The sequence below is a fragment of the Photobacterium gaetbulicola genome (genome assembly GCF_003025515.1).
Taxonomy (GTDB): Bacteria; Pseudomonadota; Gammaproteobacteria; order Enterobacterales; family Vibrionaceae; genus Photobacterium; species Photobacterium gaetbulicola.
Window position 1 is genome coordinate 84807 of sequence record NZ_PYME01000016.1, and the last position, 21338, is coordinate 106144.

Annotated in this window: 21 protein-coding genes and 2 pseudogenes; 15 read left to right on the forward strand and 8 right to left on the reverse strand. The window is 50.6% G+C overall.

Annotation, left to right across the window (positions count from 1 at the left end; translation table 11 throughout):
* Positions 1 to 203: 203 nt before the first annotated feature.
* The 3 genes and pseudogenes from C9J03_RS15135 to C9J03_RS15145 form a co-directional block, all read left to right on the forward strand.
* Positions 204 to 1646: pseudogene (locus tag C9J03_RS15135) on the forward strand (immunoglobulin-like domain-containing protein); the annotation flags it as partial.
* A 232-nt stretch (positions 1647 to 1878) separates the two neighbouring features.
* Positions 1879 to 2973: a permease gene (locus C9J03_RS15140; RefSeq protein WP_044620513.1), complete on the forward strand. Its 1095-nt coding sequence runs from the start codon at positions 1879 to 1881 to the stop codon at positions 2971 to 2973.
* Between the two features lie 181 nt (positions 2974 to 3154).
* Positions 3155 to 3457: pseudogene (locus C9J03_RS15145) on the forward strand (MFS transporter); the annotation flags it as partial.
* Positions 3458 to 3710: 253 nt separating this feature from the next.
* On the opposite strand, the gene C9J03_RS15150 reads toward C9J03_RS15145, so the two are convergent.
* Positions 3711 to 4499 (reverse strand): MurR/RpiR family transcriptional regulator, encoded by a 789-nt coding sequence (locus tag C9J03_RS15150; protein ID WP_044620511.1) that lies wholly within the window; start codon positions 4497 to 4499, stop codon positions 3711 to 3713.
* A gap of 320 nt (positions 4500 to 4819) precedes the next feature.
* Between C9J03_RS15150 and C9J03_RS15155 the strand changes: the two genes are divergently transcribed.
* The 7 genes from C9J03_RS15155 to C9J03_RS15185 all read left to right on the forward strand — a co-directional run bounded on the left by C9J03_RS15155 (position 4820) and on the right by C9J03_RS15185 (position 9671).
* Entirely contained in the window at positions 4820 to 5125 is a 306-nt protein-coding gene (locus C9J03_RS15155; protein WP_044620510.1) for a PTS sugar transporter subunit IIB, read from the forward strand.
* Between the two features lie 10 nt (positions 5126 to 5135).
* A complete protein-coding gene (locus C9J03_RS15160; RefSeq protein WP_044620509.1) occupies positions 5136 to 6416 on the forward strand; it encodes a PTS sugar transporter subunit IIC in 1281 nt (426 codons plus the stop codon).
* 11 nt (positions 6417 to 6427) lie between these two features.
* The gene (locus C9J03_RS15165; RefSeq protein ID WP_044620508.1) at positions 6428 to 7525 is read left to right on the forward strand and encodes a DUF871 domain-containing protein; all 1098 of its coding nucleotides are present in this window, start codon (positions 6428 to 6430) and stop codon (positions 7523 to 7525) included.
* Between the two features lie 5 nt (positions 7526 to 7530).
* Entirely contained in the window at positions 7531 to 7848 is a 318-nt protein-coding gene (locus tag C9J03_RS15170) for a PTS lactose/cellobiose transporter subunit IIA (RefSeq protein ID WP_231580655.1), read from the forward strand.
* A complete protein-coding gene (locus tag C9J03_RS15175; RefSeq protein WP_044620507.1) occupies positions 7845 to 8237 on the forward strand; it encodes a RidA family protein in 393 nt (130 codons plus the stop codon). The genes C9J03_RS15170 and C9J03_RS15175 overlap by 4 nt, the downstream gene beginning before the upstream one ends.
* Positions 8238 to 8508: 271 nt before the next feature.
* Positions 8509 to 9228 (forward strand): hypothetical protein, encoded by a 720-nt coding sequence (locus C9J03_RS15180; RefSeq protein WP_044620506.1) that lies wholly within the window; start codon positions 8509 to 8511, stop codon positions 9226 to 9228.
* 107 nt (positions 9229 to 9335) lie between these two features.
* Complete coding sequence (locus C9J03_RS15185) at positions 9336 to 9671, forward strand: DUF4156 domain-containing protein (RefSeq protein ID WP_044620505.1); 336 nt, start codon at positions 9336 to 9338, stop codon at positions 9669 to 9671.
* A 43-nt stretch (positions 9672 to 9714) separates the two neighbouring features.
* Here C9J03_RS15185 and C9J03_RS15190 read toward each other — a convergent pair whose 3' ends face one another.
* From C9J03_RS15190 to C9J03_RS15200, 3 genes are all read right to left on the reverse strand, one after another.
* Positions 9715 to 10419, reverse strand: a complete 705-nt coding sequence (locus C9J03_RS15190; RefSeq protein ID WP_044620504.1) for a DUF1028 domain-containing protein — start codon at positions 10417 to 10419, stop codon at positions 9715 to 9717.
* Between the two features lie 23 nt (positions 10420 to 10442).
* Positions 10443 to 11834: a YfcC family protein gene (locus C9J03_RS15195; RefSeq protein WP_044620503.1), complete on the reverse strand. Its 1392-nt coding sequence runs from the start codon at positions 11832 to 11834 to the stop codon at positions 10443 to 10445.
* A gap of 104 nt (positions 11835 to 11938) precedes the next feature.
* Positions 11939 to 13198, reverse strand: coding sequence for an allantoate amidohydrolase (locus C9J03_RS15200; RefSeq protein ID WP_044620502.1), 1260 nt, complete (start codon positions 13196 to 13198; stop codon positions 11939 to 11941).
* 233 nt (positions 13199 to 13431) lie between these two features.
* On the opposite strand from C9J03_RS15200, the gene C9J03_RS15205 reads away from it, so the two are divergent.
* A complete protein-coding gene (locus C9J03_RS15205) occupies positions 13432 to 14175 on the forward strand; it encodes a FadR/GntR family transcriptional regulator (protein WP_044620501.1) in 744 nt (247 codons plus the stop codon).
* A 36-nt stretch (positions 14176 to 14211) separates the two neighbouring features.
* On the opposite strand, the gene C9J03_RS15210 is transcribed toward C9J03_RS15205, so the two are convergent.
* Positions 14212 to 14970 (reverse strand): sulfite exporter TauE/SafE family protein, encoded by a 759-nt coding sequence (locus tag C9J03_RS15210; RefSeq protein WP_044620500.1) that lies wholly within the window; start codon positions 14968 to 14970, stop codon positions 14212 to 14214.
* A 372-nt stretch (positions 14971 to 15342) separates the two neighbouring features.
* Here C9J03_RS15210 and C9J03_RS15215 point away from each other — a divergent pair, with 372 nt between their 5' ends.
* Positions 15343 to 15750 carry a hypothetical protein gene (locus tag C9J03_RS15215; protein WP_044620499.1) on the forward strand — a complete coding sequence of 136 codons (408 nt, stop codon included), beginning with the start codon at positions 15343 to 15345 and terminating at the stop codon, positions 15748 to 15750.
* A gap of 251 nt (positions 15751 to 16001) precedes the next feature.
* Here C9J03_RS15215 and C9J03_RS15220 read toward each other — a convergent pair whose 3' ends face one another.
* Together C9J03_RS15220 and C9J03_RS15225 are read right to left on the reverse strand one after the other, a co-directional pair.
* The gene (locus C9J03_RS15220; protein ID WP_044620498.1) at positions 16002 to 17054 is read right to left on the reverse strand and encodes an IS91 family transposase; all 1053 of its coding nucleotides are present in this window, start codon (positions 17052 to 17054) and stop codon (positions 16002 to 16004) included.
* Positions 17051 to 17932, reverse strand: a complete 882-nt coding sequence (locus C9J03_RS15225; protein ID WP_044620497.1) for a tyrosine-type recombinase/integrase — start codon at positions 17930 to 17932, stop codon at positions 17051 to 17053. The genes C9J03_RS15220 and C9J03_RS15225 overlap by 4 nt, the downstream gene beginning before the upstream one ends.
* 369 nt (positions 17933 to 18301) lie before the next feature.
* Here C9J03_RS15225 and C9J03_RS15230 point away from each other — a divergent pair, with 369 nt between their 5' ends.
* Both C9J03_RS15230 and C9J03_RS15235 read left to right on the forward strand, forming a co-directional pair.
* Entirely contained in the window at positions 18302 to 18745 is a 444-nt protein-coding gene (locus tag C9J03_RS15230) for a hypothetical protein (RefSeq protein ID WP_044620496.1), read from the forward strand.
* A gap of 96 nt (positions 18746 to 18841) precedes the next feature.
* Positions 18842 to 19477, forward strand: coding sequence for a class I SAM-dependent DNA methyltransferase (locus C9J03_RS15235; RefSeq protein WP_052829556.1), 636 nt, complete (start codon positions 18842 to 18844; stop codon positions 19475 to 19477).
* A 65-nt stretch (positions 19478 to 19542) separates the two neighbouring features.
* Here the strand turns inward: C9J03_RS15235 and C9J03_RS15240 are convergent, their stop codons facing one another.
* On the reverse strand, positions 19543 to 20193 hold the full coding sequence (locus tag C9J03_RS15240; RefSeq protein WP_044620495.1) for a class I SAM-dependent methyltransferase: 651 nt from the start codon (positions 20191 to 20193) through the stop codon (positions 19543 to 19545).
* Positions 20194 to 20814: 621 nt separating this feature from the next.
* Between C9J03_RS15240 and C9J03_RS15245 the strand changes: the two genes are divergently transcribed.
* Positions 20815 to 21330: a hypothetical protein gene (locus C9J03_RS15245; RefSeq protein ID WP_044620494.1), complete on the forward strand. Its 516-nt coding sequence runs from the start codon at positions 20815 to 20817 to the stop codon at positions 21328 to 21330.
* Positions 21331 to 21338 lie beyond the last annotated feature (8 nt).

Here is a 21338-nt window from a genome sequence, read left to right on the forward strand (position 1 = left end):
CGCCGCAAGGAAATGGCTCCCTGAGGCGAGGTGTATCTTTAGATGCCCGTCGGTATTCAACAAAGTAAGAAAAATCTTGCAGGAAATATTCGGAATCCAGTTCTTTTTTTGTGTCTAAAATTATTTAGCCTGACGCATGCATGCTTTAACTTACAACCATAACAACAAAGCAGGCGTATCCAATAACAATCAAAGGAGTGAACATGAAACTATTACCACTGCCTCTCCTCGCTTCCACAATGCTGATGGCAACAAGTACGGTTTCCCTCTCAGTACAGGCCAATGACATGGTGGCCCAAGCCGGCAACGTGGTGGTCGGTTACTGGCACAACTGGTGTGATGGCGCAGGTTATCGCGGAGGACTTGCCCCCTGCGTTGATCTAACGGAAGTACATCCCGACTACAACGTAGTTAATGTATCCTTCATGAAAGTGTATGATCTCAATGCGGGCCGCATCCCAACCTTCCAGCTCGACCCTGCCATTGGCCTCACCGAATCGGCCTTCATCGATCAAATCCATACCCTCAACAGCCAGGGCCGCAGTGTGCTTCTGGCCCTTGGCGGCGCGGATGCCCACGTCGAGCTAAAGGCAGGTGACGAACAAGCTTTTGCCGATGAAGTGATCCGTCTGACCGACAAATTCGGCTTCGACGGCCTGGATATCGACCTTGAACAAAATGCCATTACGGCAGCCGATAACCAAACCGTGATCCCTGCTGCACTTCGCATGGTAAAAGAGCACTACCGGGCCCAGGGCAAGAATTTCATGATCACCATGGCTCCTGAATTCCCCTATCTCACGACTGCCAACGGCAAATACCTACCATACATTCAGGGGCTGGAAGGTGACTATGACTTCATCAACCCGCAATTCTACAATCAGGGCGGCGACGGTGTTTATGTCGAAGGGGTTGGCTGGTTATCGCAAAATGATGCCAGAAAAGAAGAGTTCATCTATTACATTTCCGACTCACTGATCAACGGTACCCGAGGTTACACCACCATCACCAACGACAAACTGGTATTTGGCATCCCAGCAAATATTGATGGGGCCAACAACGGCTTTGTTGAAGATCCAAACGCCTTATATGCCGCCTTCGATCGCTTGAAGGCGCAAGGCCAACCCCTGCGTGGTGTCATGACCTGGTCGGTCAACTGGGACATGGGCACCAACAGCGCCGGGCAACCCTACAACGAACAGTTCATCAAGGACTACGGTAGCTATGTCCACAACCAGCAGCCACCTGAGCCAGATAAATCACCGGTATTTTCTGGTATTGCCGATACCCGAGTCGTTCGCGGAACAGCGTTTGATCCGCTGGCAGGGGTGAGGGCAACCGACACCAACAACATTGATATTTCGACCAGTATCCAAGTGACAGGGACGGTAGATACCGATATTGTCGGTGTTTACAGCCTCAGCTACTCTGTCAGTGACAACGCTGGCAACAGTGCCAACCAGCCAAGGAAAGTCACTGTCTATGACGACAACCAGCCTGTATGCCCAAATGCCTGGGACAGCGCCACCGCCTATTCCACCAATGACGAAGTGACGCATAACGGCACATTGTGGCAGGCTAAGTGGTGGACCCAAGGCGAAGAGCCCGGAACGACCGGCACATGGGGAGTGTGGGAGGAGATAAGTCCGGCCACCTGCCAATAAACCAAACAACACTCCAATAACCACTGAACACCAAGCCAGTCATATGACTGGCTTTTCTATTGGTGGATACACGTTATAGAGCCATGAATAGGAGTTAGCCAGAATCACGGCCCTCATTATTTCGATAAAACTAGAAATAAATAATTGACACCAACCTGCTGTGAATCTATATTTCGACACATGTCGAAATATAGTACCAAGTGAGGCAGTAACCATGAGTCCTGAATTCGTTACCATGTTCAAAGAAGCCGCTGGGATGTTCCTCTTCCTCGCCGCAGAGCTAACCGTTCTCTTTCTCGTCATTAGCTACCTAGTGGGTGTCCTGCAGGAGTTCCTGACACCCGAGAAGATCCAGTCGATCTTGAGCTCGCGCAACGGCAAGGGGTATGTCATTGCTGCGCTACTGGGTTCCATCACGCCATTCTGCTCGTGCTCGACGATTCCTTTCCTAAAAGGTCTGCTGCGTGCCCGTGCCGGTTTTGGCCCGATGATGGTGTTCTTGTTCGCCAGCCCACTGCTTAACCCATTGATCATCGGCCTGTTTGTGGTGACCTTCGGGATCCAGGTGGCAGTGTTCTACTTCGCTGTGGCTTTGGCGGTATCGGTCATTGCAGGTTATGTATTGGAAAAACTGGGCTTCGAACGCTATGTCCGTGAAGAGGCATACCAAGTTGCCGACAGCGGCTCTAGCTGTGGTACTTCTTGTGGTGATTCTTCACCAAAAACAGCACCAAAAGCTGTATCTACTTGTGGCGCCAAACCCGAGCCAGCAGCAGCTTCATGCTGTACCGCGGAACCTAAGCCAGAACCTGTTGCCAGCTCATGCTGCGGCAGCAAAGCAGAAGTGGATGTGGAAATCAGCAGCTGTGGTGAAGCCGTACTGACAGTGAAAGAAGAGAGCCGCTGGGTACGCATCTGGCACTCAACCTGGAAAGACTTCAAGCAAGTACTTCCTTACTTGATGCTGGGCATTTTAATTGGATCTTTCATCTACGGCTTTATTCCGACCGACCTGATTGCCAAGTATGCGGGCGAAGGGATGTGGTATGCGATCCCAGTCGCGGCAGTGATTGGGATCCCGCTCTACATCCGAGCCGAAGCGGTGATCCCATTGAGCGCAGCCCTGGTGAAAAAAGGTATGGCAATGGGCTCGGTAATGGCCTTGATCATCGGCAGTGCCGGGGCGAGTCTGACCGAAGTTATCCTGCTCAAGTCTATCTTCAAGAACCAGATGATCGCCGCCTTCCTAACCGTGATCCTCGGTATGGCCATCGGCGCAGGTTACATGTACACCTACCTGTTTGGCTGAGTAACTGCACAACCAGCCCTGACCATTCAACCAACCAAGCCGGTCTCGAAAGAGGCCGGCTGTTTACTTTTATACATAAAACCTTTATATGTCGCCAATGGAAATACCTGTTGTCAAAATGGCAACTCGTTAGCCAGCCGGATCATCACTACACTTCTCGCGACACAACTATGAGGTATTTATGATCCGGTTTCTTCTGTGCAGCTTTGCACTCGTTCTGCTCTATCCAACGGCGATTGACTTGTATCTGGTTGGCCTGCCCCAAATTGCCAGTGACCTAGGTGCAATAGAATCGCAGCTCCATATCGCCTTCTCGGTGTATCTCGCGGGCATGGCGACCACCATGTTCTTTGCAGGTAAGCTGTCTGATTCCATCGGCCGCAAGCCAGTTGCCATGACCGGCGCAACCATCTTTATTTTTGCCTCGCTGCTGGGCGGTCAGGCTGGCAGCAGCACCACCTTCTTGATCGCCCGCTTTGGCCAAGCGCATCTATTAACGCTATCCGGATGCAAAAATGAAGGTGAGCAACTGGGACTGCTCGATTACATAGGAAGTGGTCTGCGCCCCCTTCACTTGAACGCATTCAAACTCAATTTCCAGCCCAATCGCTTCCGGGTCCAAGTGGAAAGGCTAAACACTAATTACCAACACGAAGTCGATACCCTAATTAAGCATGTCTTCAATGGTGGGCAGGGTATTCCCGAGGAACTTATCCCGCTTGATCCTGACCAGCCTTTTATATGGTTGCTTGCCGGCTGAGCAATTCTAACTCGATGGCATCAATATAGGTCAATAACAGATGGCGCAGAGCGTTGGACTTGAACTTGCCATTGATATCCTGGGTATTGATCGCCAGCACCATATCCGAGAGATTGGTTAGATCAGAAAGCTGCGAGGTGATCGCCGCGGCGCGGCAGCCCACTTGCTTGGCTTTGGCGGTCACCTCGATGAGTTGCTCTGGCTGTTGGCTAATGTCGAGTGAAATAACGAGATCATTGGGCCTGAAGTTATTGCTATATGCCCGCATGAGCTCTGGTGAGTCAGCCGTCAAAACAACATTGCCAAGCAGGGTTAACCTGAATTTTGCATCCTCTGCGCAGTGCCGGGTGATAGCGTCGGAGCCGAATATATATATGGTCTCCGCCTCTTCGATAAAATTGCTGAAAATAGTGATATGGCTTCCTGATAGCGTCGTAACGTTATTAAGCAATATTGTGCTCAGCGACTCGTAAATCAAATTATATCCACTTGTTGCCAGCCGCTGATCCACAACGGGCATCTCTACCGAATTAAAGGACTGAGCCAAGTGAAACTTCAACTCGCGAATATTCTCCAGTCCCAAAACTTTAGCAAACCGACTAACTGACGCTGTGCTGACCCCTATCATTTTCGACAGTTTGCTAATGCTAGAAATAGCAACCAACCGAGGATTCTCAGATATAAACTGAGCGATCTTAAGCTCTACATCGCTGAAGTTATCATGACTTTTGAATATTTGAGACACTACATCGACTTTATTTTCCATGCTATTTTACGCTTCCCTTAACGTCCGAATTTCTTTTTTACAAAAGCTATGTAAATTATTTTCACGCGTCAATTTATTTTGAAGCACGAATTTAATTAACCCACTGTTTTTATGCGTCAATTGGAAAAGCCGCCAATAAAACCATGAGTAAGCGGTTGGTTTTTATAATAAGTTTCACCCTTGTTTGCTGTGACCCTCGTAATAATTACAGAAAGACGGGGTTTAAAATAAATTTCATGAAAATTATTATCATCGAGGCAAAACAAAAATAACCAAGCAAATAAAAGCATATAATTACAACTATCTCATGGAGTAACACAATGAAAAAAATCCTATTGATGTGTACCGCGGGTATGTCGACAAGCATGATGGTTCAGAAGATGCAGGAAAGTGCTTCCGAGCAGAATCTAGAAGTTAAAATTGAAGCTTATGGCTCAGAGCGATTTAATGATCTGATTCCTGAGTACGATATTGTTTTACTTGGTCCTCAATTGAAATATATGCATAACGAATTCAAAAATCGTGCAGAGCCCTATGGAAAAATTGTCGAAGTCATTAACCCAATGGACTATGCCGTGATGAATGGTCAGAAAGTCCTATCCCATGCATTAGAGTTAATTGGTTGAGGGCATCTAGATGGAAAAAATGATGCACTGGATTGAACGCTATGCCATGCCCGTTGCAGGCAAAGTAAGCCAATCCCGATACTTGAACGCAATGAAAGATGGCTTTGCCTATGCCATCCCATTTTTGCTGACCGGCTCATTCGTTCTATTGCTACTGAATCTGCCGCTAACCGATCCCAGCAACTTCCTCTACATGGAGTGGTACACCGACTGGGTTGTCGAAGCCCGAGCTAAATACATGCAGCCCTTTTATGTCAGTATGGGGATCATGACGCTATTTATCGCCTTCGGGATAGGCAGTAGCCTGTCGGCAAGTTATGGCCTCCATAATATTACCGGTGGCTTTCTGGCTATGTTCTCATTCCTACTGGTTGCCGCACCGGTAGAGCAGGGAGCCATGTCGGTTAGCTATCTCGATGCCAAAGGCATTTTCACGGCTATCCTCACCGCAATTATCTCTGTTCACGTACTACGAATTTGTGTTCAAAAGGGGATAACGATTAAGCTGCCGCCTTCGGTGCCGCCGGCGATTGCGAAATCATTTGAGCTGATTGTCCCTGTTGCCATCGTGATTGTGCTGCTACATCCCATCAACCTGATGATCGATGCCGCGACTGATGGAGCCGTCACATTATTGCCAGAGCTCATCATCACCGTACTCCAGCCGTTGGTTGTGGTCTCGGATTCATTGCCTGCATTGCTGATGGCTGTCTTCTTCGTCCAGGTATTGTGGGTGGCCGGGATCAATGGCGGCACGATTGTGCTCAGTGTGTTGACCCCCTTCTTGTTTGCTAACTTGCAAGTCAACCAGGATGCCATCCTTGCTGGCGAAGAAGCCTCGCGTATCTTCGTCGCGGGCTTCTGGGATTACTTTATCTTCATGGGTGGCGCGGGCTGTACCTTCTCACTGGCCTGCGTAATGGCATTTTGGTCCAAGAACTCCCACCTGCGCACCATCGGTAGGCTGAGTATCGTACCGGGCATGTTCAATATCAATGAGCCACTGATCTTCGGCACGCCGATGGTAATGAACCCCGTGTTATTCATACCGTTTATCTTTATCCCAATGATTAACGCCACCATTGCATGGTTTGCGACAACAAGTGGCTTGGTCGGCAACGTAGTCACGCTGCTACCGTGGACCACACCTGCACCGCTAGGGGCATTCCTGGCAACGAACCTGGGGACCACAGCGCTGCTGCTGAGCATCACGCTGATCATCACATCGGTACTGATGTACCTACCCTTTGTCCGCATGTACGAAAAAACCCTTGAAGAGCAAGCCGCATAAAGGAAAGTTTGATGAAAACTAAACGTATAGGTATTTCGGTATACCCCCAGCATAGTGATCTGGATGAAATCAAAGCGTATATCGATAAAGCGAGCAACTATGGCTACAGCCGACTATTTACTTGTCTTTTATGTGCCGATGGGGACAAGGAAGCGGTCTTTGATAAATTCAAAGCGGTAGTACAGCATGCCGTTGCGCACGGAATGATCGTGGTCGCCGATGTTGATCCCCGCGTCTTTCGTGAGCTCCAACTAAGCCACGACGATCTCTCATTCTTCAAAGAAATGGGGTTGACTGGGATCAGGCTCGACGAAGGCTTTACCGGCTTTGAAGAAGCAATGATGACGTTCAACCCGCAAGAGTTGCTGATCGAAATCAACATCAGCCCGGAGCAGCGTTATCTCGAAAATATTCTTAACTACCAGCCAAACCGCGACAAGCTGATTGGCTGCCATAACTTCTACCCCAAGAAATACTCGGGGTTGGGGTGGTACTACTTCATGGAGCGTTCAGAGAGCTTCCGCCAGGAAGGGATCAGGGTGGCAGCCTTTGTCAATGCACCCAGTGCCGAACTCGGACCGTGGCCGGTCTCGGAAGGCCTTTGCACTATCGAAGCACACCGCGACCTTTCCATTACCACTCAGGCCAAAGAGCTGTTCAACTCGGGCGTAGTTGATGATGTACTCATCGCAAACGCCTTTGCCTCAGACCAAGAGCTTGCCGCCCTCGCGAGCGTTAACCGTGCGCTGTTAGAGCTGGATGTGGAATTACACCAAGACATCACCGACGTTGAACGTGCCATTGTCTTGGACCAAATACATTGGGTCCGCGGTGACATCAACGAGAGGACAATACGTTCTAGCCATACCCGTAACCTCTACAAAGGAAAAAGTATTAAGCCGAAAGGAACAAACCCGATGATCCGGCGTGGGGATGTCATTGTCGAAAACGATGCCTACAACAAGTATACCGGTGAATTGCATATCGCTTTGCAGGACTTCGAAAACACCGGGTGCTCCAATGTCGTTGGCCGTATCAGTCACGAAAATATCCGCTTTCTGGACCAGTTAAAGCCCTGGCAGAAATTCAATCTAACAACGATAAGTTGAGATCTATTGTGAACAAAGATGATTACGAACTGACGGTAATGAACCTGATCACCAATGCCGGTCAGTCAAAGAGTGAAGCGATGGCCGCAATACAATATGCCAAAACAAATGATTTCGCGGCTTGTGATCTGGCCTTGGAAGAGTGTGCTAAGTACCTGAAGATGGCTCACGATGTACAAACGTCTCTGATCGGCCTTGATGAGGGCGAAGGTAAGGTACCGGTGACTTTGGTGATGGTACATGCCCAGGATCACCTGATGAATGCCGTATTGATGAAGGATTTGGCCAAAGAGTTTGTCGACCTATACAGGAGAGTACAATGACCATTATCCGCTATGGCATCGAAGGCGGTACGGGAACCGGCGGACAGCACTTGCCGTTCGCCCGCGCCACCCAAGCCGGGGGATTTTTGTATGTCTCGGGCCAAACACCCATGATCGATGGCGAAGTTGTTGAGGGCGGGATTGTTGAGCAATCACGTCTCGCCATTCAGAACTGCATCAATATTATGGAGGAGGCGAATTACACGCTAGAAGATGTGGTACACGTCAAGGTCGTACTCACGGACTCCCGCTACTTCCAATCATTTAATAAGGTGTTCAAGGAGTTTTTCGGTGACCACCCACCCGCACGAATCTGTATGGTCTGTGATTTGGTGGTTGATGTAAAAGTCGAAGTCGATGTGACCTGTTTTAGGCAAGATCGAGTGTAACTTGTGTTGATGCTATGTAGCTAATATCAACTCACATTTGTAACCACCCGTTGCCATCGTGGGGGTATCCATCGTGATATTCCCACCATCTTCAGCAAAAACCTCCGCTATACACAACAGTTATCTCAAACCGTTAGCCAACTATACCTGCCGTCAAAATGGCAATTTCCGCGATCTGGATATGGGACAGCGGTTAACCTTGCCTGATAGACTAGGCGACACATACTCAACCCGATGTTTATCCACTCTATCTGGGCGACCAATCCAAGACATGTCTGCAATCGAAGTTAAACGGATCATCGACAACACGTTAGCCATCGTTAACGACGTCGAGGCCGAGCTGTACCAAAACGCCCGGCACTCGTCCAAACTGAGCGAGATTGCCGATTTCAAACAATGGCTAAAGTTCGGACATAAACAGGGGGCGTTCTGTTACGCCTGTACTATCGATGGCGACTACAACGCTCGCCAATTGTGCTTTGAGGTGTTCGACCATATTGGCTTCTCGCCAGAGACAATCGCCGAATATTGCCTCGAAATGATCAGCATGGTTGGCAATGATGACTACTTCGCCATCAGGTTTAACCCCGACGATGCCACCGAATACGGGCCCGATGATTATTTCGAAGATCAAGACGGCTTCGTCGATTGCAACAAAGACAAGGACGGAGAGCTTATCGTCCCGTATCGGAAGGTGCTCCTTACTGTATGGCGGGAATACCCTGCCCATGTTAGGGTCGAATATCACGTCTTTTTCCATGCACTCAGGCAGTATTTACAAGCACAGAGCTGTGATGGTTCGGTACGGGCAATAGCGCAAAAATTTGGCCTAACCGACGAAAGCGACGCTTATTGTGATCGGTTGGCCATCATCCCTAGTTTTCTCAACGAGTTGACCACCGAGTTGCTGTGGGCTCGACTTGATAGCTGGCACACCATTTCAACCCGGGCGGCAGCGCTTTCCGAGTCGATCAACGGCCGATTTTATTAGATTGTGGTCAGGTAAAATTACTTTACACATCCCCACTTAGCATAAGAGGCGAACGGTGCTAATCTAGCGCCGATTGTGGCGTCATCAGTAGGTTATTTGAATATACAATGAGAAAAGTAGTATTGGCAGGTCTTGTCAGCCTGTTGCTCGTCGGCTGTACGACGCCAAGCGAAGAGCTTCTGCCGCAAGCCGGCCAAGTCCGCGTTTTTACCACCAGCTTGCCGAGCCTTGATAGCTGCAGCTGGGTGGGTGAAGTAACCGGCAACGAAGGGCACTGGTACTCCTATCTGTTTTACAGCAACGACCTCCTCATCCAGGGTGCGGTCAACGAGCTGAAAAACAATGCCTACCAGATGGGGGCCGATACCGTGGTCACCATGAGCCCGCACAATTTCACCACCTCGGTCTCACTGCTCGGCACCGCTTACGATTGCCGGCCATAAATAGAAAAAGAGCCTGCTTCTGCAGGCTCTTTTACATCGGGAGTTAACGGTTGGGCAATTGCGCCAGAAACTGCTGGAAACTATCGCCTCTGACGTGGCCGAGCACTTTGCGCATATCCGCTATCAAGCTGTCATCAGACCAATCAACCCGGATATCAACCGGCGCCTGGGTCATACTCTCCACCCGGAGCGATGCCGAGTAGGTGCCCCGCTTATCGCCACCGGCTTCCAGCGCGGCTTCCAGAGCTAAGATCAGCGCTTCGGGCAGGCTGCTCTCGTAGCCCTCGCAGTAACAAGGGGCCGCACTGCCCGCGAGCACTTGCTCGGCATTGGCACAGGTAGCCAGGACAAAGCTCTCGGCAAAGCGCTGGAGTACCCGCTCGCTCTCCAGCATATTGCCGGCCACGGCAATATGCTGGAATACCACAGCACCAATATAAGGAATATTCTCCCCTCCATTGATAGCATCGGCATTACCATTACGGTCCATCACCAGACACTGGCGCTGCTCAAACCCTGCATCTTCACTTTTCAGCCGCTCGATAACCTCGCGGCAGTTGAGCCCCTCCCCCAAGAGCTGTTTGGCTTTCTCGGCATACCAAGGGTTGGTAAACAAGCCCTGAGTGGCACAGCCCCCTAGCCCTCGCCAGCTATGGTTAACATACCCCCCGACAGACACGCCGCCGGTTGCCGTGATAGACGCCGCTGTCCCGGTCTCGGGGTTGAAGTGAATCAGTGAAATCGTCATAGGTTCTCAGTCTGTGAAGCCAATTAATAACCAACTAACTGGCCGATGAATAGCGCGACCCAGCACAGTGCGTAAACAAGCACCATGAACGGCAGGATCGCTTTCAACCACTGCTCGTAGGAGACGCGGCCCAAGGCCAGCATTGCCAGCGTACCGCCAGAGGTTGGCACAATAAGGTTGGTCAGGCCGTCACCGACCTGGAACGCGGTGATCATCAACTGGCGGCTCATGCCCACCAAGTCAGCCACCGGTACAAGGATCGGCATGGTCACCATCGCCTGGCCGGAGCCCGACGGAACAAACAGGTTAATCACCCCCTGAACCACACTGGCAACAATGGCCGATACCGCAATAGGCATATCCTGGATCAGCGAGCTCAATGCATTAACAATGGTGTCGATGATCTGGGCTTGGTCCAGAATCACCTGAATAGAGGCCGCCACACCGATAACCAGTGCCCCTGCCGTCACGCCGGAAGCGCCTTCCATCATCTGCTTGACGATACCGTTAGCGCCCAAGCCGTTCACCATGCCGATCGCAATTGCCATCAGCAGGAACAGGCCCGCAATTTCGTTGATATACCAACCGTTAGCGAACACGCCGTACAGCATGATGCCAAGGCCAGCCAGGAAAACGCCCAGCGTCGCTTTGTCCTTGCCGCCCAGTTGGTACTCGGAAAGATCTTGCTTCAGCCCTTCAACACCTTCCGGCTCCTTAAAGTCCATTTTTGTCACTTTGGCGCAAATGAAGTACGCCAAGGCAGCTAGGGATGTCAAAACCATCAAGGTACGCAGCCACGCCCCTGAGAACGTTGGCAACTCAGCAATGCCCTGCGCCACACCCACGGTGTAAGGGTTGATCGGTGACAGCGCAAAGCCGATGCCGATACCACCGACCGCCATGACCGTACCGACCAGAGACGAGTAGCCGACCGCCGCCGAAATCAACACGGCAACAGGAACCAGGGCGATATTGTTTTCAAAGCCAACAGCAACACCGAAGAAGCCGTAGATAAAGGTACCGACCGTGATAATAACGTTGCGGTTTTTCACCCCAACCTTGTTCACTGCCACACCGATGGCATTTTCCAGCGCGCCGGTTTTTTGCAAGATATGGAACAGGCCACCGGCGATAAACACGATAAACAGGTAAGGCGCTGCGCTGATCAGGCCCTTGGGAATGGCCACGAAGATATCGAAGAAGTGTAGCGCCGGGGTATCGGTCAGATAGGCAAAGGATTCTGGTACCACGGTAGTCCGGCCATCGGCCACCACTCGCGCAAACTCACCCGCTGGCACAATGAATGTCAGCACATAGGTCGCTACCAAAATCATAAAGATCAGCACCATAGGATCGGGCATATTTCTATACCAAGGCTTACTCGCCTCTGAAGCCATCTTATCCGTCATATCCATATTTTTTCTCCGTCGTACCTAATAATTAGCCTGCCACCCATGCCAGCAGTGCGAAAACACCGCTGCCACCCAGGCAGGGCTTGTCCTAAAATCCGCAGCCGTTCCTAGCTACGGGTGCTATCGCCTTTGAGCAATAGACAAAATTGCTGAAGCACATCGAGCGCTGACAGCAGATCAGCCTGAGTAATGGCCTCATCCGGATGATGGCTCACGCCATTCTTACAGCGCATGAACAGCATGGCAATATCCGTCAGGTGAGTCACCGCCAAGCCGTCATGCCCGGCGCCACTGAATAGCTGCATGGGCTCAATGCCTGCCGCTGACGTGGCCTGTGCCAGCATCGATGACAAACTCTCCGAGCAGGTCACCGCCGCCTGCTGGTAAATCAGCTGGTGCTCGTAGCCCAGATCATAGTCGGCCATGATCTGGGCAATCTTTGCCAGCAGCGTGCTGCGGGCAGCCAACCGTGAGGCATCATTGGGTGAGCGCAGCTCGATGGTGATATCCGTCTGCTGCGGGATCACATTGACCCCGTTGGGGAAGTTCTCAATCTTGCCGACCACGCCGACCAAGTCGTCCTGCCCTTTGCAGAGCTGATCGAAATAATGGATGACCTGTGCCGCCCCCACCAGGGCGTCCTGGCGCATGTTCATCGGCACCGTGCCGGCATGACCCGCCTTGCCCTTGATACTCAGGGTATGGCGTTCGATGCCGGTGATGGCACTCACTACGCCAACGGGTAAATCGGCTTGTTCCAGCTGTGGGCCCTGCTCGATATGCAGCTCGACAAAACCCAATACCTCTTCTGGCTGGTAGGCATCATGGCTGATTAGCTCGGGGCGGCAGCCAAATTGCTCCAGGGCCTGGCGCATGGTCGTACCCTGCGCATCCACGGCATCAAGCATCGCCGGTTCGAACGTACCGGAAATCGCCTTCGATCCCAGCAAGGTCGACTGGAAGCGGGTGCCCTCTTCATCGCTGAACGCGATGACATCGATATGGTAGGGAAAAGCTATTTGGTTCTGGTTGAAGTAATGAACCAGAGCCAGAGGGGCAATCACACCGAGGATACCGTCGTATTTGCCGCCGTTGGGCACCGTGTCCTGGTGCGAGCCAAAAATCAGCGTCTTGGCATCCGGCGCAGCGCTCGGATAGCGGCCAATCAGGTTCGCCGCGTTGTCCATTCGTACTTGCATGCCGGCAGCCAGCATCCATTGGCGCAGTTTGTCGTTCGCCTGGCGGTGCTCGTCAGAGGCACACAATCGGGTAACCCCCTCACGATCCGGATCGGCAGTTTGCGAACAACGTGCTATTTCTTCCAACCATTCCCAAGTCAGGCTGGCAGACTCCTTTAGTCCCGTCATGTCAAAATCGTTCTTTTTTCAATCAAACTTGCAGCTAATTTATCATGATAAATATCAAAATAAAGCTATTTATCATGATAAATTATTATATTTGTCCGAAAATAATCCACTATAGGCATACTTTTTGATTGGCAAAACGATAAGAAAAAATGATGACAAGAGAAAAATTATTGGTAAGAATCAACCGCTAACAGCAAGTCGATTAAATAGACACACAGCACTTCGAGGTAATTGTGGCAGGCAGCACGAAAGGTAGACGCACTCAACAACTTGCTGAGTCAATCAAGGCATGGATTGTCGAACAAAGCTTAGCGCCTGGCGACCGCCTTCCCAATGAGCAGCAGATCATGGAGCTTTTCGATGCCTCGAAAAGTACCGTCCGTGAAAGCATGCGAATTCTCGAAGCACAGGGGATCCTGGCCACCAAGACCGGGCCGAAAGGGGGCGCATTCGTTGCCGAAATGGGCGAGAGCAAAGCGCAATCTTTGCTGAGCAATTACCTGTTCTTCAAAGATATTTCCATTTCCGACATTTACCAGATCCGCCAATCGCTGGAGCCGGATGTTGCCGCCTCGCTGGCAGGAAAGCTGTCGGAACAGCAGCTACAACGTCTTGAAGCGCAAATCGAGAAATACGCCACCCCACCCGCCGATATCTACCAAGAGCAGGCGCACCATATCGCTTCGATTGAGTTCCACAGCCTGCTGGCCAGTTACTCAAACAATGAACTGCTGAAATTCATCGTCCGTTTCACCGCCCAGATGCTGACCGATCTCACTATCTACAAGAAACTCTACGCCCCAGAGAACCACCAGTTGTGGTTAACCGGGGTGCAGAGCCAGAAACAGCTTGTTGCCGCGCTGCGTAGCGGCGATGCCGAGCAGGCCAAGCAGGTAATGTCGCAGCATATGCAAACTGCCCACGAACTGATGAAAGTGCAAGAAGTCGAAGTGGCCAAGCAGTTTTTGCAGGAATAACCCGACGTCCTGCTTTTCGGCGAGCACGCGCCGAACTCAGAACCCCAACGCTGAGCCAATCAGCCGCAGCGCCAAAAAGGTCAGCATGATCCGAAGAGCCAGCTGGAACTTCTCGTTGGACACCCGCTGAAGCAGGGCCTGGCCGGTCATGGTGCCGAAGAAGCCGGTGAGGATCATCAGCACGATAACTCCTGCCCAATCGGCAAAAGCAAAACCCAGCCCACCGAACACAACCGCCTTAATCAGATGCTGTGCCGACATCAAGGCCGCCATGGTACCGACGAGTTTTAGCTTATCGGCAATAATGTGGCGCATGGAGGCAATCACAAACGGCCCCGTCGCCCCGACAAACATGGTCAGAAATGATGTCAGAACGCCCAGCACTGTCAGGCTTTTCTTGCCTTTCAAGGCCGCAGTGATAGGTACCCAGCAACTTAGGAGGATAAAGCCCCCCAATATTAGTTGGAGGTAGGCAGGCTCTAGCGACACGGCAATATTACCGCCAACCAAAGCTCCAATCACCGTGCCGACGACAAACCACCACACCAGATACCGATCGACATCCTTTCGCATCAGCAGTAGTCGGCCGCCATTGCTGCCAAGCTGCACCACCGCATGAACCGGAATAATGGCCGCCGCAGGCATAAAGCTAGCCATCACCGCTATCAAGAGCGCGCCCCCACCCGCCCCCATCAAAGCCGTGACCGCCGATGTGACAAAGCTCAGCGAGACCAAGATAGTAAATTGCAGGTCGGTTAATGCGGCGGGTTTAAACCATTCGTACACCAGATCCATCTGCTCTACATCGCTCCTGGGAAGATAGGGATCATTTTACGGCGTTGCCTGATGCAAAAGACAACCGGGCCATCACAAAACGCAAAAACACTAAAACACAAGGTCCATACCCAAAGAAGGCGCTACCAAGAGGCCACTTTATTTGACCTAAATCGCCTTCTTGATAAGTAACTAACTTTCAAGTCACTCAAGCATAGTTTTACAGGCATCCATGTGCAAAAATGTGGGCTTTAATGGGTTATGTGACTGAGTTGGTAGGAAATGTGAGCTAAGTCAGGCGTTTAACATAACATCCATAATGTCTACCGGATAGCTTAAGGGTGGATATGCGAAACAAGATCGCAGAATAAAATGTTATGTTCTAGAGGGAATATGGGACTAAAAAGGATTAATCACTACGTTGAAGTTCTACCCAAAATGTTTGTCGGTTGGCGGATGGGGGAAGACCTCGAAACATTGTCTGAGCTGCCCAATGGTGTCTTGTGTATTAACTTGCTCGATGGAACAGTTTCACATTCGATTGTTGGTGAACTAGAACTGTATATTTCCAATGAGCTATCAGCTTGGTTTAGAAGCGAAGCTATAAAGGAAAATATCGACTTATCAAAGTTATTGAAAGCCTGTTTAACAGTTGAAGTAGATACGGATAGAGTAAAAACCATTAAAAAACGTGTAGTGTTGTTTAATTTTGACTGCACAGCTCATGTAGCAACTGTGAATAAGGTCTATGAAAGTAGGTTTTCGGAAGTAACTAGGTGGCATACGAGGCTACGAACATAACAAATAAGGATACGTGTCGCGCAGCCGACACTTCTATCCGGTTGTTGGACAAGCCCGTATAACCTTATTAAGTAAATTGCTCGGAGGGAGTTTGATAGGCGTTACGCCCGTGACTTTGCTCAAGACGAGCGCAGCCTAGAAGTGATAACAATGCTACTCACTTCAGTGGCTTACTGCCTGAGTTCGGTGTTACGTTGGCGTTCTCCTCTTAGGTGTTGAGTGCCATTATCCTTATTCAGTCTGCCTTGCGGCTATCTCGGTCGGGTGGAGCCGACACAGCACATAGCATGCTGGCAACATGGGCAGCCCCGCTTTGCTTTCTGGGGCTTGGTTTGTTCAGGTAACTGCCATGTCGGCAAGTTGAGCAACATCAGCTGGATGGTCAGCCTTAGCGTCTTCGTACTGCCATGTAGCAAGCCATAATCCCGTACCCGCTGTAATCCTTTTGGCAGCACATGCTGCAAGATAAGCCACAAGAACTGCACAACCGGCAAGGTGCGCGTTGCCGGTCGCTGGGTCTGGCTATCGGTATAGCGGAATGTCACCTGGTGGTCATTGAACTTGATAATATCTTTGTCGGGTAAAACGCCCCGGTATAGGTAGCGTGATAGGTATTGCAGCGCCGGCAGGCCCCGGCCGACGTTGCGACAGTCGACTACCCATTCGGTGGGGAGCGGTGCCGGAGGAAGCCTAAGTGTAGGGTGATGGGCAAGGGTGTCGAGCAGTCGTGCCCGCCAGACTTTTGCCAAGGCTTTATGATGATAGAGGAAGCCCTTCTTACCCTTGTGCCACTGCCTGCGTTGTGGGTGGTAGAACCCAGACGGCATCACGACATGTAGATGGGGATGGATATCTCGTCGTCGGTTATGGGTATGCAGCACCATGGTAAAACCACTTAGACCGTGATGTTGACGGTGTGCAAAGTCCTTCAATACCGATGCTGCCACCTGGAACATCACAGCGTAGAACGCCCCGGGCTGATAACGGGCGAGGCCCCGCAGTGGCGCTGGTACCGTGAAGGTCAGCATAAAATACTCTGCCGGCAACAGCTTCGCTTCCTGGCGGGCGAGCCATTCTGAGGCGGTACGTTGTTGACACTGCGGGCATGAACGGTGGCCGCAGCCTAACGGCAACCGGTCGTCATGGTGGCAATGCGGACAATACCACTGAGAGCAGCCCGCTTGCTCTGTCCGGCAGCGTCGCATTGCTGATATTGCCCGGTGTATATCAGGCGTGATCCTATCGCCGTAGTGATGGATAAATTCGGCATAGTGTGTGGTGAGCAGGGAAGTAAACGTACTCATGCTGCCTCCCATATTACCGCCAGCTTATTGGCCAGTGCATTAACCGCCAAGGCGGCAGAGGCCGACTTGACCTTGGTGAATTGGGTATAGCGGGCGGTCGTATTGAGGCTGGCATGGCCGAGCAGCACCTGCAGTGACCGTAAGTCCAGCCCTGCTTCTAATAAGTGGGTGGCATAACAGTGGCGTAATGAGTGCGGGCTGATCCGTTTATTGATCCCACAGTCCCGGCAGACTTGTTTCATCGCCTTTTGTACACCCCCGCGATCCATCGGTTCGGTGGTGCCAACACCCGGGAAGATCCACTGAGGGTGGTGGTGTGAACGCCAGTGTTGGCGCATTACTGCCAGGGTTCGTTCTGGAAGCGGCACCCGCCTGTCTTTGCCGCCTTTTCCTTCCCGGATATGAACCTGCATGGTGCGGGCATCAATATCGGCTGTCGTCAGGTTCAGTCCCTCGCCGAGCCGGAGCCCGAGGCTGTAGAGGGTAAAGAAAAAGGCTTGGTAACGTGACTGGCGAGTCATGGTGATGAGCAGTCCTACTTCATCAGGCGTCAAAAGGTCTGGCAGTCGTTTGACCTGCGGCGGTTTGACGATATTGAGCCAGATCCATTGTTTACTGAGGGTATAGCGGTAGAAGAATTGCAAGCCGTTGCGGTCGAGTTTGACGGTACTCCATGAGTGGGTGCGGATGAGTTGGCGGAAGTAGGCACGTAACTGTTCGGTTGTCAGGTGATCTGGCGGGCAGTCAAAGAAGGCAGAAATACGACGTACCGCACGGCTGTAGGCATCGATGGTCGCCGGGCGCTTGCCTTGTAGGATAAGATTATCAAGGTGTTGCTGGTATAGCGCCTCGAAATGGCGCTGTTGTTGGGTGTTCATGGTTCGCCTCCAAGTCTTACCGGGAAGGTAAGGTCTCAGAGGTCAGTGTATGGAATCAAAGGACTCTGCCGCGCAGCGGCTTGGTTCAACAAAGCAATCAAGGTGACCAGTTACACTCGGCGGTTTTGGTATGAAGTTCGGTGGGCTTTGTTAGTTCAGTGTCGTGCACCTTATTGCTGGCGTTGAGCCTGAAAGTTAAAGCCGTTTAAAGCCCTCTCCTAGAGGGCTTTACCCCGCTAACGTGCATGCAACATTGCCACCCTCTCCAGTCGTCATTAATCGCGGCAAGATCTCTTTATCTGATAAGCGGCTTTTTCCTTCTTCATTGCTACATTTAATGTGCTGTGTACTGAATATAGGAAAGTTTGAATGAAGACCCTTCTATCTGTCATCCTGATATCTCTTTGTTTGCCCCGATTTGCTTTTGGCGCAGATCAGCCCGAAGATGCGAGCGCGGTTGTTCAAGATGCTAAGGAAGAATGCGCTCGTTTTGAGAATGGCGAATTCCACGCGACTGAGCAGGCCATTTCATTGCATGACTTTACCGGTGATGGCCAACCAGAAGAAATCGTGGACGCGTCGCAGTTCTCCTGCTCAACCTCGGCTTCCATGTGGGGTGGCTCTGGTGGCACATTCCTATGGGTCGTTGTTGATGGAAAATCATACGAATTTCTTGCCAATAAATGGAAAATTGTCGATTTTGATGGGCAATCAGTCCTCCTGCTTGCGGTTCATTCTTCTGAATGCAGCGATGACATTGGACCCTGTTATCGGGCGCTGGTTTGGCGCGATGGTTTCAGGACGACACGATAAGTTGATGGGTTTGCAGTACGGGCATCAATCACGGAAAGCTGATAAATAACAAGGTATTATGTATTTTTATCAGCCTATCAATACAAGGAAAGGGATTTGAGTCAGTACTTTGATAGCGTGGCTAGCGTTTGGGATACATGCCCTGCTAAGGTCGAGCGCGCTGAAATTACAGCAGCAAAAATCAAAGAGATTCATTTTGAATCAAAACATAGCATTGTTGATTTTGGCAGTGGCACGGGTTTATTGGGCTTTCAGCTCAAGGATACGTTTTCTCATGTTCACCTCGCCGATGCATCGGAGAAAATGCTTCAAGTTGCTCAAGCCAAAATAGCTGCAGCGAATATCAATAACATTGAAACCCATCAAATTGACAGGCTGTCTGAATTAACATCAAAACATTCAGCGATAGCGACATTGATGACACTTCATCACATCCCTGATGTAAATGAATTTTTCACGGATGCTCATAGTGCGCTTGAAGATAATGGCATGTTGATCATTGCCGATTTATACGAAGAGGATGGTTCCTTTCATAAGCATAACCCGAGCTTTGATGGCCACAATGGCTTTAATGTTTCAGCATTATCAGCTATTGCGGAGAACGCAGGTTTTATCGTTCAGCACATAGAGCAGTATTATGAAATTTGGCAGGAAAACTTCGAGGGTGTGGAAATATCGTATCCACTGTTTCTGTTCGTCGTGAAGAAGTCAAAGCAAACAACGGCACAATGAGGCCATTAAGGCCCTCTTTAGTCCAGAGGGCTGTTGATCTACTCTCAAATATTCCGAGGTGTTGGTTATGCTTTGGTTGCCGAGAACAGGGCGACACAGCCAATCACTTCCACCTTCACATTCAAAAAGTACTGATGCAGGGCCTCTTCTAAAGCGCCGAGTTCGTCGTGATCATTACAGAAAATGCCTTTCTTGTTGTAGAGCGACATCAGTTTCTGGGCGAAGGCATTTTTCTCCGTCCCCTGGCCCAGAATCGTACTGCCAAACACCACGCCTCCGGCGCTCATCACCTCTCTAATGTGCGAGAACACGATGCTTTTTTCAGACATGCTTCCCGGCAGGCAGTGCAGCAGGTAGTTAATGCTTACCGAATCGAACGCCTCGCAACCCAGTCCAAACGGCTCGAGCACATTGCGGCAGTAGATCTCCGGCTTTAGGTGCTCGATAGCTTTGGCCGTTGACTCCAAGCTGTTTTCATTAAGGTCTACCAAAGCAATTCGTTGGCCCCCGGCCGGCAAGTTTTGCTTGAGGTAATACCCCGTCCCCACCCCGACATCAAGGTGGTTAGCTGTAACTAAATCGGCAAACTGCTGGCTGATTAGACGTGTCGGACATTTCCATAGGTAGTGATTGGAAAAACCTAATACCCATAGATCATAAATTGAGAGGACTTTCTTCGAGTAGACGGCTTGGCCTGCGCCAACATCTTTATTCATCTATTTATCAATACTTTAAATCAAACGAATATGCAAAATATAGCAAACTGCTGTCACAGCAAAACATACCAGATAAAAAGGTAGAAAATTAAACCACGCAAATTATACCGAACACACTCAAGCAAAGCCGCTGGCTACCAAGCCATGATTACGTTACGTCATGCTCGCAGCTACCTTTTTTGGCGACCCACATTTGATGTTTGTGGCAATGGGAAAACAAGATCGCCGAGCAGTTTGGGCACAGGTACTTGAACGCATGCCGATGCGTTATCTTCTCTAGCCAGGTTCTGTGTATCTGGTTCAAGAACACATATTGAGAGCAGCTTGGACAGTTAGTATGCATAAAAATCCTCCTATCATTCTATGCCTACAAGAGATAACCCATACAAAACTAAGCGCATAAGTGCTTTTATTCAGTGATCTTGATCCCAATACTCACTGTGCAAATATTTTGTCTGAGCGTGTTCACTCACTGTAACCCCACAGCTGCTACGGCTACGACTTATCCTGATGTTGTTAACCTCAAAGTGAACAAGTCCATTGCAGTCGACAAAGCAGGTTTCCTCCTCTACCCCCTCCCGCCTTGCTAGGTTATGATTTCCTTTTTGAAAGGGACATTTAATGAAGCACTTACACTTGGTGATTTTTGCACTGTTTCTGTACTTGGGCCTGTTCTGGCCTGATATGGACAAGCAGCTGATGTCCCTGCTGCATCACCGCTCTATGATCACCCATAGCCCACTGTTGCCAGTGTTGGTGCTGGTATTGCTGCGCTCAAAGTATGCCAAACCGATTGCCGCCGGGCTGAGTGCGGGGATCAGCATCCACTTGGCGGCGGATGCCCTGTCGCCAATGGGCGGGTATTCGCAAATCTACCTGCCTGCGCCGTTCAAGGCATCGATTGGGGCAACGGAATCATTACTGTGGCTAGGTTTGAATGCGGTGGCGGGGTATTTTCTGGCCTTGAGGCTGCTCAGAACCCATAGCAAAACCATTCCCTTTATATACCTGCTGGCGGCAGGAGGGTATGCGCTTTACATCAAAGACGATATGCGGCCATGGCTGGCCTGTCTGGCGATTTTCCTTATCCCTTTTTTGTTCGACAAGGCCAAGAGCAAACTGAGGCGAATCGCTTAATCGCGGTG

What these genes read in the sequence shown, in the direction of transcription:
- C9J03_RS15140 (WP_044620513.1), top strand. Translation starts at nt 1,879, where the DNA reads ATGAGTCCTGAATTCGTTACCATGTTCAAAGAAGCCGCTGGGATGTTC.
- C9J03_RS15150 (WP_044620511.1), bottom strand. Translation starts at nt 4,499, where the DNA reads ATGGAAAATAAAGTCGATGTAGTGTCTCAAATATTCAAAAGTCATGAT.
- C9J03_RS15155 (WP_044620510.1), top strand. Translation starts at nt 4,820, where the DNA reads ATGAAAAAAATCCTATTGATGTGTACCGCGGGTATGTCGACAAGCATG.
- C9J03_RS15160 (WP_044620509.1), top strand. Translation starts at nt 5,136, where the DNA reads ATGGAAAAAATGATGCACTGGATTGAACGCTATGCCATGCCCGTTGCA.
- C9J03_RS15165 (WP_044620508.1), top strand. Translation starts at nt 6,428, where the DNA reads ATGAAAACTAAACGTATAGGTATTTCGGTATACCCCCAGCATAGTGAT.
- C9J03_RS15175 (WP_044620507.1), top strand. Translation starts at nt 7,845, where the DNA reads ATGACCATTATCCGCTATGGCATCGAAGGCGGTACGGGAACCGGCGGA.
- C9J03_RS15180 (WP_044620506.1), top strand. Translation starts at nt 8,509, where the DNA reads ATGTCTGCAATCGAAGTTAAACGGATCATCGACAACACGTTAGCCATC.
- C9J03_RS15185 (WP_044620505.1), top strand. Translation starts at nt 9,336, where the DNA reads ATGAGAAAAGTAGTATTGGCAGGTCTTGTCAGCCTGTTGCTCGTCGGC.
- C9J03_RS15190 (WP_044620504.1), bottom strand. Translation starts at nt 10,419, where the DNA reads ATGACGATTTCACTGATTCACTTCAACCCCGAGACCGGGACAGCGGCG.
- C9J03_RS15195 (WP_044620503.1), bottom strand. Translation starts at nt 11,834, where the DNA reads ATGGATATGACGGATAAGATGGCTTCAGAGGCGAGTAAGCCTTGGTAT.
- C9J03_RS15200 (WP_044620502.1), bottom strand. Translation starts at nt 13,198, where the DNA reads ATGACGGGACTAAAGGAGTCTGCCAGCCTGACTTGGGAATGGTTGGAA.
- C9J03_RS15210 (WP_044620500.1), bottom strand. Translation starts at nt 14,970, where the DNA reads ATGGATCTGGTGTACGAATGGTTTAAACCCGCCGCATTAACCGACCTG.
- C9J03_RS15215 (WP_044620499.1), top strand. Translation starts at nt 15,343, where the DNA reads ATGGGACTAAAAAGGATTAATCACTACGTTGAAGTTCTACCCAAAATG.
- C9J03_RS15220 (WP_044620498.1), bottom strand. Translation starts at nt 17,054, where the DNA reads ATGAGTACGTTTACTTCCCTGCTCACCACACACTATGCCGAATTTATC.
- C9J03_RS15225 (WP_044620497.1), bottom strand. Translation starts at nt 17,932, where the DNA reads ATGAACACCCAACAACAGCGCCATTTCGAGGCGCTATACCAGCAACAC.
- C9J03_RS15230 (WP_044620496.1), top strand. Translation starts at nt 18,302, where the DNA reads ATGAAGACCCTTCTATCTGTCATCCTGATATCTCTTTGTTTGCCCCGA.
- C9J03_RS15240 (WP_044620495.1), bottom strand. Translation starts at nt 20,193, where the DNA reads ATGAATAAAGATGTTGGCGCAGGCCAAGCCGTCTACTCGAAGAAAGTC.
- C9J03_RS15245 (WP_044620494.1), top strand. Translation starts at nt 20,815, where the DNA reads ATGAAGCACTTACACTTGGTGATTTTTGCACTGTTTCTGTACTTGGGC.